At 68.4% G+C, this 14,063-nt stretch carries 13 protein-coding genes and 1 riboswitch; of the genes, 10 read left to right on the top strand and 3 right to left on the bottom strand.

The genetic code is table 11. From position 1 onward, the window contains the following. Positions 1-142 precede the first annotated feature (142 nt). From coxB to ACIGQF_RS11525, 4 genes are all read left to right on the top strand, one after another. Positions 143-1,105 (top strand): cytochrome c oxidase subunit II, encoded by a 963-nt coding sequence (gene coxB, locus ACIGQF_RS11540; protein WP_399708201.1) that lies wholly within the window; start codon positions 143-145, stop codon positions 1,103-1,105. Further along, complete coding sequence (gene ctaD / locus ACIGQF_RS11535) at positions 1,102-2,835, top strand: cytochrome c oxidase subunit I (protein ID WP_399708199.1); 1,734 nt, start codon at positions 1,102-1,104, stop codon at positions 2,833-2,835. Before coxB ends, ctaD begins: the two co-directional genes overlap by 4 nt. After that, positions 2,832-3,230: a cytochrome c oxidase subunit 4 gene (locus ACIGQF_RS11530; RefSeq protein WP_030616574.1), complete on the top strand. Its 399-nt coding sequence runs from the start codon at positions 2,832-2,834 to the stop codon at positions 3,228-3,230. The genes ctaD and ACIGQF_RS11530 overlap by 4 nt, the downstream gene beginning before the upstream one ends. 113 nt (positions 3,231-3,343) lie before the next feature. After that, entirely contained in the window at positions 3,344-4,618 is a 1,275-nt protein-coding gene (locus ACIGQF_RS11525; RefSeq protein ID WP_399708197.1) for an Ig-like domain-containing protein, read from the top strand. Positions 4,619-4,700: 82 nt separating this feature from the next. Here ACIGQF_RS11525 and ACIGQF_RS11520 read toward each other — a convergent pair whose 3' ends face one another. Continuing rightward, positions 4,701-5,102: a hypothetical protein gene (locus ACIGQF_RS11520; protein ID WP_361560831.1), complete on the bottom strand. Its 402-nt coding sequence runs from the start codon at positions 5,100-5,102 to the stop codon at positions 4,701-4,703. Between the two features lie 287 nt (positions 5,103-5,389). Between ACIGQF_RS11520 and ACIGQF_RS11515 the strand changes: the two genes are divergently transcribed. The 6 genes from ACIGQF_RS11515 to ACIGQF_RS11490 all read left to right on the top strand — a co-directional run bounded on the left by ACIGQF_RS11515 (position 5,390) and on the right by ACIGQF_RS11490 (position 12,775). After that, entirely contained in the window at positions 5,390-6,010 is a 621-nt protein-coding gene (locus ACIGQF_RS11515) for a heme-copper oxidase subunit III (protein WP_361560829.1), read from the top strand. An 86-nt stretch (positions 6,011-6,096) separates the two neighbouring features. Further along, positions 6,097-6,906 (top strand): c-type cytochrome, encoded by an 810-nt coding sequence (locus tag ACIGQF_RS11510; protein ID WP_399708194.1) that lies wholly within the window; start codon positions 6,097-6,099, stop codon positions 6,904-6,906. Continuing rightward, a complete protein-coding gene (locus ACIGQF_RS11505) occupies positions 6,903-7,964 on the top strand; it encodes a Rieske 2Fe-2S domain-containing protein (RefSeq protein ID WP_361560825.1) in 1,062 nt (353 codons plus the stop codon). Before ACIGQF_RS11510 ends, ACIGQF_RS11505 begins: the two co-directional genes overlap by 4 nt. Next, positions 7,961-9,601, top strand: a complete 1,641-nt coding sequence (locus ACIGQF_RS11500; protein WP_399708192.1) for a cytochrome bc complex cytochrome b subunit — start codon at positions 7,961-7,963, stop codon at positions 9,599-9,601. The genes ACIGQF_RS11505 and ACIGQF_RS11500 overlap by 4 nt, the downstream gene beginning before the upstream one ends. Positions 9,602-9,759: 158 nt before the next feature. After that, entirely contained in the window at positions 9,760-10,824 is a 1,065-nt protein-coding gene (trpD, locus tag ACIGQF_RS11495) for an anthranilate phosphoribosyltransferase (protein ID WP_399708190.1), read from the top strand. A 173-nt stretch (positions 10,825-10,997) separates the two neighbouring features. Next, a riboswitch (SAM riboswitch) is annotated at positions 10,998-11,114 on the top strand. 212 nt (positions 11,115-11,326) lie between these two features. Further along, a complete protein-coding gene (locus tag ACIGQF_RS11490) occupies positions 11,327-12,775 on the top strand; it encodes an aminotransferase class V-fold PLP-dependent enzyme (RefSeq protein WP_399708188.1) in 1,449 nt (482 codons plus the stop codon). 104 nt (positions 12,776-12,879) lie between these two features. Here the strand turns inward: ACIGQF_RS11490 and ACIGQF_RS11485 are convergent, their stop codons facing one another. Both ACIGQF_RS11485 and ACIGQF_RS11480 read right to left on the bottom strand, forming a co-directional pair. Further along, positions 12,880-13,161: an Lrp/AsnC family transcriptional regulator gene (locus tag ACIGQF_RS11485; RefSeq protein WP_052865790.1), complete on the bottom strand. Its 282-nt coding sequence runs from the start codon at positions 13,159-13,161 to the stop codon at positions 12,880-12,882. After that, complete coding sequence (locus ACIGQF_RS11480; protein ID WP_399708186.1) at positions 13,158-13,907, bottom strand: rhomboid family intramembrane serine protease; 750 nt, start codon at positions 13,905-13,907, stop codon at positions 13,158-13,160. The genes ACIGQF_RS11485 and ACIGQF_RS11480 overlap by 4 nt, the downstream gene beginning before the upstream one ends. Between the last annotated feature and the right edge of the window lie 156 nt (positions 13,908-14,063).

Genomic DNA, 14,063 nt, shown 5'->3' with positions numbered 1-14,063 from the left:
CCCTCCCCGCGCGACGCCAAATAGCGTCCAGTAGGGTTTGGTCCGCATAAACATCCAAACCCCTGCCCGTGACAGGGCCGGCGACCGACCAGCTGAGACGGCCGCAGCCGGTCCGCGGGCGAGACTCTCGGGAAGGCGCTACGTGAGTCCCAACGGCTCCGACCGCTCGTCGCGGCGCCCGATGCGGCGGAAGCTGCCGCAGGTGCTGGCTGCGGGCCTGGTCCTGCTGACCGCGACCGGTTGCACATACAAGGACTTCCCCCGCCTCGGCATGCCAACGCCCGTCACCGACGAGGCGCCGCGGATCCTCTCCCTTTGGCAGGGCTCCTGGGCCGCCGCCCTCGCAACGGGCGTGCTGGTGTGGGGCCTGATCATCTGGAGCTGGATCTTCCACCGCCGCAGCCGGACCAAGGTGGAGGTCCCTGCACAGACCCGGTACAACATGCCGATCGAGGCGTTGTACACCATCGTCCCGTTCATCATCATCGCGGTGCTCTTCTACTTCACCGCGCGCGATGAGAACGAACTCCTCAAGACTTCCAAGAAGCCGGACCACGTCGTGAACGTGGTGGGCTTCCAGTGGAGCTGGGCGTTCAACTACATGGAGAACGTGGACGGCGACAAGTCGACCACGAACATCGACTCCAAGGAACTCTCCGCGATCCCGGACAAGTGGAAGAAGTCGGCGCCCCAGGGTGCCGAGGGCGTCTACGACCAGGGCACGCCGGGCGAGCGGAACCCGCAGAACGGCAACCCCGGCCCCACGCTGTGGCTGCCGAAGGGTGAGACCGTCCAGTTCATCCTGACCTCGCGTGATGTCATCCACTCCTTCTGGGTGGTGCCGTTCCTGATGAAGCAGGACGTCATCCCGGGTCACACCAATGTCTTCGAGGTGACTCCGAACAAGGAGGGCACCTTCATGGGCAAGTGCGCCGAGCTCTGCGGCGTTGACCACTCCCGGATGCTCTTCAACGTCAAGGTCGTGTCTCCCGAGCGGTACCAGGAGCACCTGAAGGACCTGGCGAAGAAGGGCCAGAACGGTTACCTGCCGGCCGGTATCGAGCAGACCGACCACGCCAGGAACGCGGAGACGAAGAACAAGTGAGCATCCTCAACGAACCTCAGGGTGCCGCCGCCGCATCGGCCTCGGCAGCACCACCCGTACGCAGGAAGCAACCCGGCAACGTCGTGGTGAAGTGGCTGACGACCACCGACCACAAGACGATCGGCACGCTCTATCTGGTGACGTCGTTCGCCTTCTTCTGCATCGGCGGCCTGATGGCGCTCTTCATGCGCGCCGAACTGGCTCGTCCCGGCACGCAGATCATGTCGAACGAGCAGTTCAACCAGGCGTTCACGATGCACGGCACGATCATGCTGCTGATGTTCGCGACGCCGCTGTTCGCAGGATTCGCCAACTGGATCATGCCGCTGCAGATCGGCGCGCCCGACGTGGCGTTCCCGCGGCTGAACATGTTCGCGTACTGGCTGTACCTCTTCGGCTCGCTGATCGCGGTGGCCGGCTTCCTCACCCCGCAGGGTGCGGCCGACTTCGGCTGGTTCGCCTACTCCCCGCTGTCGGACGCGGTCCGCTCGCCGGGTGTCGGCGCCGACATGTGGATCATGGGTCTGGCCTTCTCCGGCTTCGGCACCATCCTCGGCTCGGTCAACTTCATCACCACGATCATCTGCATGCGTGCCCCCGGCATGACGATGTTCCGGATGCCGATCTTCACCTGGAACGTCCTGCTGACCGGTGTGCTGGTCCTGCTGGCCTTCCCGGTGCTGGCCGCCGCGCTGTTCGCCCTGGAGGCGGACCGTAAGTTCGGGGCGCATGTATTCGATGCGGCCAATGGCGGCGCATTGCTCTGGCAGCACCTCTTCTGGTTCTTCGGACACCCAGAGGTGTACATCATCGCGCTGCCGTTCTTCGGCATCATTTCCGAGGTCATTCCGGTCTTCTCGCGGAAGCCGATGTTCGGTTACATCGGTCTGATCGCGGCGACGATTTCGATCGCGGGCCTTTCGGTGACCGTGTGGGCGCACCACATGTACGTCACCGGCGGAGTACTCCTGCCGTTCTTCTCCTTCATGACGTTCCTCATCGCGGTTCCGACCGGTGTGAAGTTCTTCAACTGGATCGGCACGATGTGGAAGGGCTCGCTGTCCTTCGAGACACCGATGCTCTGGGCGGTCGGCTTCCTGATCACCTTCACCTTCGGTGGTCTGACCGGCGTCATCCTGGCCTCGCCGCCGCTGGACTTCCACATCTCCGACTCGTACTTCGTCGTGGCGCACTTCCACTACGTCGTCTTCGGTACGGTCGTCTTCGCGATGTTCGCCGGCTTCCACTTCTGGTGGCCGAAGTTCACCGGCAAGATGCTGGACGAGCGGCTCGGCAAGATCACGTTCTGGACGCTGTTCATCGGCTTCCACGGCACCTTCCTGGTCCAGCACTGGCTGGGCGCCGAGGGCATGCCGCGTCGTTACGCCGACTACCTGGCGGCCGACGGCTTCACCGCCCTGAACACGATCTCGACGATCAGCTCCTTCCTGCTGGGCCTGTCGATCCTGCCCTTCATGTACAACGTCTGGAAGACGGCCAAGTACGGCAAGAAGATCGAGGTCGACGACCCGTGGGGCTACGGCCGCTCGCTGGAGTGGGCGACCTCCTGCCCGCCGCCGCGGCACAACTTCCTCACGCTGCCGCGCATCCGCTCGGAATCCCCGGCGTTCGACCTGCACCACCCTGAGATCGCCGCTCTCGACGCGCTCGAGAATGACGAGCAGAAGGACTCCGCGCTCATGGGCGGCAAGAAGGAGGCCGGCAAGTGAAGATCCAGGGCAAGATGTTCATCTGGCTCTCCGTCTTCGTCCTCGCCATGGCGATCGTCTACGGCGTCTGGTCGAAGGAGCCGGCGGGCACCACCGCGCTGTTCCTGGCGTTCGGTCTCTGCATCATGATCGGCTACTACCTGGCCTTCACGGCCCGGCGAGTGGACGCGGGTGCGCAGGACCGCAAGGACGCGGACGTCGCGGACGACGCCGGCGAGGTGGGTTTCTTCAGCCCGCACAGCTGGCAGCCGCTCTCGCTGGGCATCGGCGGAGCGTTCGCCTTCCTGGGCGTCGTCTTCGGCTGGTGGCTGCTGTACTTCTCCGCTCCGATCATCCTCGTCGGCCTGTTCGGCTGGGTGTTCGAGTACTACCGGGGCGAGAACCGCACGCAGTAAGCGCGGATCCGCACCGACGGGCCGGGCCCGGCCACTCCACGGAGTGGCCGGGCCCGACCCATTTGGCCTCCTCCAACGCGCCGTACGGGGGAGGTTTTTCCTATTTTGTTGCTATGAGCCACATGCCACGATCCCGGACGGTGCTCAGCTCAGCGCTCCTGCTGCTGCCGCTCGCGGCGGGGGTCACCGGGTGCGGCGGGGCGTCGCCGGATCCGCTCGCCGCCCAGCCCTACGATGCGGCCGGCCAGATCGCGGCCAACGCCCCGGCGGGCGAGCAGAAGGCCGATCCGGACAAGCCGCTGGAAGTGACCACCAAGGGCGACGAGGCGAGGATCACCGATGTCACCGCCACGGACGCCGCCGGCCGCTACATCCGCGGCCGCCTGACCGCCGACGGCACCCGCTGGCGCAGCACCGTGCCGCTCGCCGCCGGCACCCGCTACACCGTGCGGGTGAGCACCGAGGACAGCGACGGCAAGCCGGGCCGCAAGGTCCTGCACACGGAGACCGAGGGCAACGGCGACCGGCGGCTGCGAGTGACCTTCGGGCCCGACAGCGGCACGTACGGCGTCGGCCAGCCGCTCACCGCCGAACTCAGCCGGCCGGTGCACGGCAAGCGCGCCAGGGCGCTCGTGGAAGGCGCCCTGAAGGTCGACAGCAGCCCGCGCGTGCTGGGTTCCTGGCACTGGGCGGACGACAAGACCCTGCACTACCGCCCGCGTTCGTACTGGCCCGCGCACGCCACCGTCGAGGCGTACAGCAACCTCCAGGGCCTGAAGATCGCCAAGGGGCTGTACGGCGGGCCGGGCAAGCCCGTGAGGATCCGTACGGGCGACCGGGTCGAGGCGCGCACGGACGCCGCGGCCCACCGGATGACGGTCCGGCGCAACGGCAAGGTGATCAAGACCCTGCCCGTCACCACCGGCAAGCCCGGCTTCGACACCCGCAACGGCATCAAGGTCGTGCTGGGCAAGGAGGCCTTCGTCCGGATGAACAGCAACACCGTGGGCATCGCGCGCGGCAGTTCGGAGTCCTACAACCTGCCGGTCCACTGGGCCACCCGCGTGACGTGGAGCGGCGAATACGTGCACGCGGCCCCCTGGTCCGTGGGGTCGCAGGGCGCGGCCAACGTCAGCCACGGCTGCACCGGCATGTCCACCGCCGACGCCCGCTGGTTCTTCGAGCACGTACGGGTCGGCGACCTCGTCGAGGTGGTCCACAGCAAGGGCGACGCCATGACCCCGTTCGACAACGGGTTCGGCGACTGGAACATGTCCTGGGACAAGTGGCGTGCCGGCAGCGCCCTCGGCGGCGGTATGAGCGGCGCGGACAGCGGCGAGAAGGCCTCGGGCCCCGCCGACGCCGCCAGACTGCGCCCGCGGGTCTGAGAAGCCCGCAGAACGGCACACAGCGCCCCGTCCGGGCTGCTCCGCCCGGACGGGGCGCCGTACGTCGTGCGGCCGGTGTTGCTCAGGCCTCCGCGAGCAGCCGGCGGCGCAGCAGCCCCGCCAGCGCGTCGGCGAACGCCACCGGGTCGATCGGATGGGTCACCGCGGCGTCGGCCCGGCTCCAGGTCGCCAGCCAGGAGTCCTGGGGACGGCCGATCAGCAGCAGCACCGGCGGGCAGTGGAAGATCTCGTCCTTGATCTGCCGGCACACGCCCATGCCGCCGGCCGGCGCGGTCTCGCCGTCCAGGACACAGGCGTCGATGCCGCCCTGTTCCAGGGCCGCGAGGACGGCCGGGAGTGTCGCGCACTCCACAATCTCCACCTGCGGCACATCGGCGGCGGGGCGCCGGCCGGCCGCGAGGCGTACCTGCTCGCGGGTGCCCGAGTCGTCGCTGTAGACCAGCACCGTGGCAGTCGCCTGCATCGTTCCTCCACGCTTTTGGGGGAGCACCGTTCACGGGAGCACCTCGGGGGCCGGTCCCGTTCAGCGGATGCTACTGCCCGGAAGGCCCCGTGGAGGAGGGTCCGTACCGGACGAAGATCCGCCCGACGACCCGTCAGGACTGGTCGGAGCGGGGGCGTCAGGGGGGTGCGGAAGGTGTGCTTCCCCCCTTCGGGGGACCCCTCCACTGGACCGTACGGGCAGGGCACACCCCCTTGACACACCGAACGGCACCCCCCGGAGTGAGCGCAAGATAAGCGACCGACATAATGTCGGTCGTGGCGACAGCAACAGCAGTAGAAACCGGGCACGCGCACCCGTCGGTCAATCGGCCGAACCTCACCAGCGTCGGAACCATCATCTGGCTGAGTTCCGAGCTGATGTTCTTCGCGGCCCTCTTCGCGATGTACTTCACCCTCCGATCGGTGACCGGAGCCGAGTATTGGAAGGAATCCGCCGATGCGCTGAATCTTCCGTTCTCCGCGACGAACACCACGATCCTGGTGCTCAGCTCTCTGACGTGCCAGCTCGGTGTTTTTGCGGCCGAGCGTGGCGACGTCAAGAAGCTCCGGGCCTGGTTCGTGATCACCTTCGTCATGGGTGCGATCTTCATCGGCGGTCAGGTCTACGAGTACACGGAGCTGGTCAAGCACGAGGGGCTCTCGCTCTCGTCCGGCCCGTACGGCTCGGTGTTCTACCTGACCACCGGCTTCCACGGACTGCACGTGACAGGCGGTCTGATCGCCTTCCTGCTGGTCCTGGGCAGGACGTACGCGGCCAAGAGGTTCACCCACGAACAGGCCACCGCGGCCATCGTCGTGTCCTACTACTGGCACTTCGTCGATGTCGTCTGGATCGGCCTCTTCGCCACGATCTACCTGATCAAGTAGGCAGTCCGGTCCCCGACCGGACCCGCAGTTCAGACAGACACAGTCCAGAAGCATCGACGCAGAAGATCCTGACACCGGGGTAATCCGTGAAAAAGCTCTCCGCACGACGGCGCCATCCGCTGGCGGCGCTCGTCGTCCTACTCTTCGCGCTGGCGGTCACTGGGGGGCTGTACGCCGCGTTCGCGCCGGCGGACAAGGCTCAGGCCGATGACACCGCCCAGTCTCTTGCCATCAAGGAGGGCAAGAAGCTCTTCGCCGTCGGCTGCGCCAGCTGCCACGGCACCGGCGGTCAGGGCACCTCCGACGGCCCGAGCCTGGTCGGCGTGGGCGCTGCCGCCGTCGACTTCCAGGTCGGCACCGGCCGCATGCCGGCGCAGCAGCCGGGCGCCCAGGTACCGCGGAAGAAGAACATCTACAGCCAGGCCGAGATCGACCAGCTGGCGGCGTACGTCGCGTCGCTCGGCGCCGGTCCGTCCGTGCCGGAAAAGAAGGACTACAGCGCCGACGGCGCCGACATCGGCAAGGGCGGTGAGCTCTTCCGTACGAACTGTGCCCAGTGCCACAACTTCACCGGTAAGGGCGGCGCCCTGACCAACGGCAAGTTCGCACCGGCGCTGGACGGGGTCGACCCGAAGCACATCTACGAGGCCATGGAGACCGGCCCGCAGAACATGCCTTCGTTCGGCGACGGCAGCCTCTCCAAGGCCAACAAGAAGGACATCGTCGCGTACCTCGGTGAGGTCAACGGCGACAAGACCGCGAGCCCCGGCGGCATGGACCTCGGTGGTCTCGGCCCGGTCAGCGAGGGCCTCTTCGGTTACATCTTCGGCCTGGGCGCGCTGGTCGCGGTCGCCATCTGGGTCGCAGCCCGGACAGCGAAGGCCAAGAAGTCATGAGTGAGACTGGACGACACGCAGACGTGCCAGAAGAAAACCTGCCCAGTGAGCGCGACGGTGCTCACGGTGACGTGGCGACGAAGAGCAACCCCTTCGCCGACCCGGGCCTGCCCCCCCACGAGCACCGCATCCAGGACATCGACGAGCGGGCGGCCAAGCGCTCCGAGCGTGCCGTGGCACTGCTCTTCGTGGTGTCCATGCTCGCGACGATCGGCTTCATCGCCTCGTACGTGATCTTCCCGATCGACAAGATCATCTACGTCTGGCCGCTCGGCCACATCAGCGCGCTGAACTTCGCGCTGGGCCTGACGCTCGGCGTGGCGCTGTTCTGCATCGGCGCCGGCGCGGTCCACTGGGCCCGCACGCTGATGTCCGACGTGGAGGTCGCCCAGGAGCGGCACCCGATCGAGGCCGAGCCCGAGGTCAAGGCCAAGGTCATGGCCGACTTCCGGGAAGGCGCCGCGGAGTCCGGCATGGGCCGCCGCAAGCTGATCCGCAACACCATGTTCGGTGCGCTGGCCCTGGTGCCGCTCTCCGGTGTGGTGCTGCTGCGCGACCTCGGTCCGCTGCCGGAGAAGAAGCTCCGCACCACGGGCTGGAAGAAGGGCATCCGCCTGGTCAACCAGTCCACCAACCTCCCGCTGCGTCCCGAGGACATCGCGGTCGGCTCGCTCACCTTCGCCAAGCCCGAGGGCCTGGAGGAGGACGACCACGAGTTCAACCAGAAGATTGCCAAGGACGCCCTGATGCTCGTGCGGATCCAGCCGCAGAACATCAAGGACAAGCAGGAACTTGAGTGGTCGCACGAGGGCATCGTGGCGTACTCGAAGATCTGCACCCACGTCGGTTGCCCGATCTCCCTGTACGAGCAGCAGACGCACCACGTGCTCTGCCCCTGCCACCAGTCCACCTTCGACCTTTCCGACGGTGGCCGCGTGATCTTCGGCCCGGCGGGCCACGCCCTGCCGCAGCTGCACATCACGGTGAAGGACGGCTACCTCGAAGCCGTCAGCGACTTCGCGGAGCCCGTCGGCCCGAGCTTCTGGGAGCGCGGATGAGTAACGAAACGAGCGCGACCAACGCGCGTCGCGGCCAGGCGCCGCGGGGCGAGCGGATCGCCGACTGGGCGGACGGCCGGCTGGGCATCTACAGCCTCGCCAAGTCCAACATGCGGAAGATCTTCCCGGACCACTGGTCCTTCATGCTGGGCGAGATCTGCCTCTACAGCTTCATCATCATCATCCTGACCGGCGTCTACCTGACGCTGTTCTTCCACCCGAGCATGGCCGAGGTCGTCTACCACGGCTCCTACGTGCCCATGCACGGCATCCGGATGACCCAGGCCTTCGAGTCGACGCTGGACATCAGCTTCGACGTCCGCGGCGGTCTGCTGATCCGGCAGATCCACCACTGGGCCGCGCTGGTGTTCGTCGCCGGCATGATGGTTCACATGATGCGGGTGTTCTTCACCGGCGCCTTCCGCAAGCCGCGCGAGGTCAACTGGCTGTTCGGCTTCCTGCTGCTGGTGCTCGGCATGTTCACCGGCTTCACCGGCTACTCGCTCCCGGACGACCTGCTGTCCGGTACCGGTGTCCGGTTCATCGAGGGTGTCATCCTGGCGATGCCGCTGGTCGGCTCGTACCTGCAGATGTTCATCTTCGGCGGGGAGTTCCCCGGCCACGACATCATTCCGCGGTTCTTCTCGGTGCACGTGCTGCTGCTGCCGGGCATCATGCTCGGCCTGCTGGTGGCGCACCTGATCCTGGTCTTCTACCACAAGCACACCCAGTTCCCGGGTGCCGGCAAGACGGAGAAGAACGTCGTCGGCATGCCGCTGCTGCCGGTCTACATGGCCAAGGCCGGAGGCTTCTTCTTCCTGGTCTTCGGTGTGATCTCGGTGATCGCCGCGATCGCGAGCATCAACCCGGTGTGGGCCATCGGCCCGTACCGCCCGGACCAGGTGTCCACCGGCGCCCAGCCCGACTGGTACATGGGCTTCGCCGAGGGTCTGGTCCGTGTCATGCCCGGCTGGGAGTGGGACATCGCCGGTCACTACACCGTCAACTTCGGTGTGCTGATCCCGATCATCATCTTCCCGCTGGTCCTGGCGGCCATCGCGGTCTACCCGTTCATCGAGTCCTGGGTCACCGGCGACAAGCGTGAGCACCACCTGCTGGACCGCCCGCGCAACGCCCCGACCCGCACCGGCTTCGGTGTGGCCTGGCTGATCGCGTACTTCGTCATGCTGATCGGTGGCGGTAACGACCTGTGGGCCACGCACTTCCACCTGTCGATCAACTCGATCACCTGGTTCGTCCGGATCGCGTTCTTCGTCGGGCCGGTGCTCGGCTTCATCGCGACCAAGCGGATCTGCATGGGCCTGCAGCGGCGCGACCGCGACAAGGTGCTGCACGGACGCGAGTCCGGCATCATCAAGCGGCTGCCGCACGGTGAGTTCATCGAGGTGCACGAGCCGCTCGGCCAGGAGCAGCTGCACCACCTCACCTCGCACGAGCAGCCCAAGCCGCTCGAGCTCGGCCCCGAGGTCGACGAGAACGGTGTCAAGCGCAAGATCCCGCGCTCGCAGAAGCTGCGCGCCAAGCTCTCCAAGAGCTACTACGGCGAGGACAACGTCATTCCGAAGCCGACGGTGGAGGAGTACGAGGAGATCACCAGCGGCCACGGCCACCACTGATCTCCACGGGGGAGCGGTGCCCGCACCGTGACCCCGAGCACGTAGCAGAGCACGCCACCCAGAGGGCCCTGTCCGACGATTGGACGGGGCCCTCCGGCGTGTCTGCAGGCCCGATAGGCTCGCCGTGAAGCAGTTGACATGAACCAGGAGTGTGGACCATGAACGTTGTGACCCCGGATGACGGCGGCAGCGTGGCGGCCCGCACCTGGCCGGGCGTGCTGAACGCCCTCCTGGAAGGCCGTGACCTCTCCGCCGACTCCACCGAGTGGGCGATGGACCGGATGATGCGCGGCGAGGCCAGCGACGCGCAGATCGCCGGCTTCGCGGTGGCGCTGCGGGCCAAGGGCGAGACCGTCGCGGAGATCTCCGGACTGGTCCGTGCCATGTACGAGCACGCCAACCTCATCGAGGTACCGGGGCCCGGCGTGGACATCGTCGGCACCGGCGGCGACGGCGCCAAGACCGTGAACATCTCCACGATGTCCTCGATCGTGGTGGCCGGCACGGGCGCGAAGGTCGTCAAGCACGGCAACCGCGCCGCGTCCTCCGCCAGCGGCGCCTCCGACGTCCTGGAGAAGCTGGGCGTGAACCTGGACCTGACCCCGCGGCGGGTGGTGGAGGTCGCCGAGGAGGCGGGCATCACCTTCTGCTTCGCGGTGAAATTCCACCCGGCGCTGCGGCACGTGGGCGCCGCGCGCGGCCAGTTGGGCATCCGGACGGTCTTCAACTTCCTCGGTCCGCTCACCAACCCCGCCAAGGTGCGCGCCCAGGCGGTCGGCGTGGCCGACGCCAGGATGGCGCCCATCGTGGCCGGCGTCTTCGCCGAGCGCGGCCACTCCTCGCTGGTCTTCCGCGGTGACGACGGCCTCGACGAGCTGACGACGACGACCACCTCCCGGGTCTGGGTGGTGCGTGACGGCGCGGTCCGCGAGGAGTCCTTCGACCCGCGGGACGTCGGCCTCGAACTGGTCCCTGTGGAGGCGCTGCGCGGCGCTGACGCCTCCTACAACGCGGACGTCGCGCGGCGCCTCCTGGCCGGCGAGCGGGGCCCCGTACGGGACGCGGTCCTGCTGAACTCCGCGGCGGCGCTGGTCGCGCTGGAGCCGACGGACGCACCCCTGACCGACCAGATCGCGGCAGGCATCACCCGCGCCGCCGAGTCCATCGACTCGGGCACGGCCCAGAACGTCCTGACCCGCTGGGTGGCCGCCTCCCAGGCGTAGCCCCCTCAGGGGCGCGGGACGTGTCGGTATGCGGCTCCGCCGCGTGGGCGCGACCAGCCACAGCGGCGCCGCGCCCGGCACACGAGGAGCTGAGCCTCCCCGGATGCCGGGCGCGGCGTCCGTCATACGGACACCTCTTGCGCCGACGCGATCATGTGGCATGATTCTCGGCAGGTCACGAGCGACAGCGAATAGGCCCCGGCCCGCTGTCCGGCAACCCTCCGTCCGTGGCGGGGTGCCCCGGGTGATGACCAGGCCGCAGGCAGCAAGGCCCGCGGCAAGCGCGGATCCCTCGCCAGGGATCCTGGTTATCGAGGGAGCCTTTCCGTGATGCAGCGAATGCGATAGGGCCGGCCGGCCCCTTTCTCCGAACACCCCGCCAGAGGCGCCCCCTTTTCCTTTCCGTGTGCGCGGCGCCCGCGGGTTCCTTTCACGCCTCGTGCGTGTCATTCGCTCACTCCGTACGTTCTCGTACGGTGTTACGCCTCCGGGAGACTTCGTCATGTCCGTGCGCCCTGACACCGCCACCGCCACCGCCGCCACCACCGCCGACGCCGACCCCGCCTGCGCCGCCGCCGCGCCGCTCCCCGTGCTCGGCCGCGACGTGAGCGTCCCGCTCGTCACCGGCGGCGAGGTCACCTACGCCGCGCTGGACTACGCGGCCAGCGCCCCGGCGCTCCAGCGGGTGTGGGACGACGTGGCCGCGTACGCGCCGTACTACGGGAGCGTCCACCGCGGCGCCGGGTACCTCTCCCAGCTCTCCACCGACCTCTTCGAGAACAGCCGGCAGACCGTCGCGGAGTTCCTCGGCTGCCGCGAGGCGGACCAGGTGGTCTTCACCCGGTCCACCACCGACTCGCTCAACCTGCTGGCGGGCGTGCTCCCCGCGGGCACCCGGGTGTTCGTCTTCGAGACCGAGCACCACGCCTCGCTGCTGCCCTGGGAGCAGCGGGGCGACCTGACCGTCACCTACCTCGACGCCCCCCGCACCCCGCAGCAGGCGGTCGACACGCTGGAGAAGGCGCTGGCCGGCCGTGAGCCCTACGGCCCGGCGCTGGTGTGCGTGACGGGCGCGTCGAACGTGACCGGCGAGCTGTGGCCGGTGCGCGAACTGGCCGCCGCGGCCCACGCGCACGGCGCGCGGATCGTGCTGGACGCCGCTCAGCTCGCCCCGCACCACCCCGTCGACATCGCCGACCTGGACGTGGACTGGGTCGCCTTCTCCGGCCACAAGCTCTACGCGCCCTTCGGGGCCGGTGTGCTGGCCGGCCGCGCCGACTGGCTCCAGGCGGCCGAGCCCTACCTGGCCGGCGGCGGCGCCAGCCGGACGGTCGCCCGCCGCGAGGACGGGGGCGTGGCGGTCGAGTGGCACACCACCGCAGCCCGCCACGAGGCCGGCTCCCCGAACGTGATCGGCGTCTACGCGATCGCCTCCGCCTGCAAGGTGCTGACCGAGGCGGGCTTCGACGCGCTGGTCGCACGGGAGCGGGAGCTGATCGCGAAGGTGCGGACCGGGCTGGCCGAGGTGCCCCAGGTGAAGGTGCTCTCGCTCTTCGGCGACGACGCCGACCGGGTGGGCGTGCTGTCCTTCGTCGTCGAGGGCTGGAACAGCTCGCACTTCGCGGCCGCGCTGTCCGCCGAGTACGGCATCGGCGTACGGGACGGTCTCTTCTGCGCCCACCCGCTGGTGCGCACCCTGCTGGGCAGCGACCCGCAGGACCCGGGGGCCTGCGGTGCACCCGAAGGGGCGCCGGGGGAGCGAAGCGAGGTGGGGGTCCCCCCGGCCGAAGGCTGGGGGAGGTCGCTGAACGCCATCCGGGTGAGCTTCGGGGCGGGTACGCCCGACGAGCACGTGGAGCGGTTCGTGCGGGCGGTCAAGGAACTGGTCTCCGACGGCGCGCGGTGGTCCTACCGGACCGAGGAGGGGCGTTGCGTGCCGGATCGCGGCTGAGCCGCGTCGTCGGAACCGGCCGGTGGTGGTCCTGCTGGGGGACCGCTGCCGGCCGGTGGCCGTTTGCCTACGGGCCTGTCCTCAACCGCCGGACAGGCTGAGTTTTAGGCATCCAGCCCGATCGCGAACGCCGCTTCCAGGTCGTGCTGGGAGTACGTGCGGAACGCGATGTGCGTCTCGGTGGAGGCGACGCCGGGGACCTTGCTGATCCGGCCGGGGATGACGTCGGCCAGCTCGTCGTGGTCGGCCACCCGGACCATCGCGATCAGGTCGTGCGCCCCGGTGACCGAGTAGACCTCGCTGACGCCGTCGAGGGCCGCGATCTTCTCGGCGATCTCCGGGATCTGGTCCACGCTGGTCTTGATGAGCACGATCGAAGTGATCACGGTTGGCTCTCTCCCTCGGTCGGCCGTTCTGTGGGCCCCACCCTACCGGGGAGCCCCGGCACGGCCTGCGGTGGAGCGTCCGGTGCGCGGTACCGCACCCAGGCGTGGACGAGGCCCAGCAGGAACCCCACGACGTGGGCCAGATAGGCGACGCCGGGCCCGTTGACCGCGCGCTGCGCCGCCAGCCACTGGAGCACGAACCAGAAGATCAGTACGGCCCAGGCCGGGAAGCGCAGCGGCAGGAAGAAGAGGAACGGGAAGAGGCTGGTCACTCGCGCGCGGGGAAAGAGGTAGAGGAAGGCGCCGAGCACGCCGGAGATCGATCCGGACGCGCCGACCAGGGTCTGGCCCGACTCGGCGTGCGCCGCCGCGTAGCCCAGCAGGGCCACGTAGCCGGTCAGGACGTAGAACACCAGGAAGTGCAGCCGGCCCATCCTGGCCTCGGCCATGCCCCCGAAGACGTAGAGGAAGAGCATGTTGCCCAGCAGGTGCAGCCAGCTGCCGTGCACGAAGAGCGCGGTGAGCGGGGTGAGCAGCGCCTTCGGGTCGCCGCTCCACAGATCGCGCGGGATGACGCCCCAGCGGGCGAAGTACGCGCTCTGCGCCTGGAGGAGCGACTCGCCCGTGCCGTATATCCCGTTGAGTCCCGATGCCGGGCCGATGACGAAGACCACGCAGCAGATGCCGATCAGGACGTTGGTCATACGGGAGAACACGGTCCGCGGGGACGGGATCGAGGCCGACATGAAGTGATCATGCCGTAATGACCATAAAGGGGACAGAGTGCCTCGCCGTGTTCCGGCAGCCGGGCACGGACGGCGCCGGGCCGCCGCCAGGCCGTAGGGTTACGGGCAGTACTTTCCGTACTTCCGCAGTTCGACGGCGCACCGCGTGAACCCGCA

Source organism: Streptomyces sp. NPDC053560, from assembly GCF_044544605.1.
GTDB lineage: Bacteria > Actinomycetota > Actinomycetes > Streptomycetales > Streptomycetaceae > Streptomyces.
Note: the sequence above shows the minus strand (reverse complement) of the source record. Positions and strands in the feature narration are given on the sequence as shown.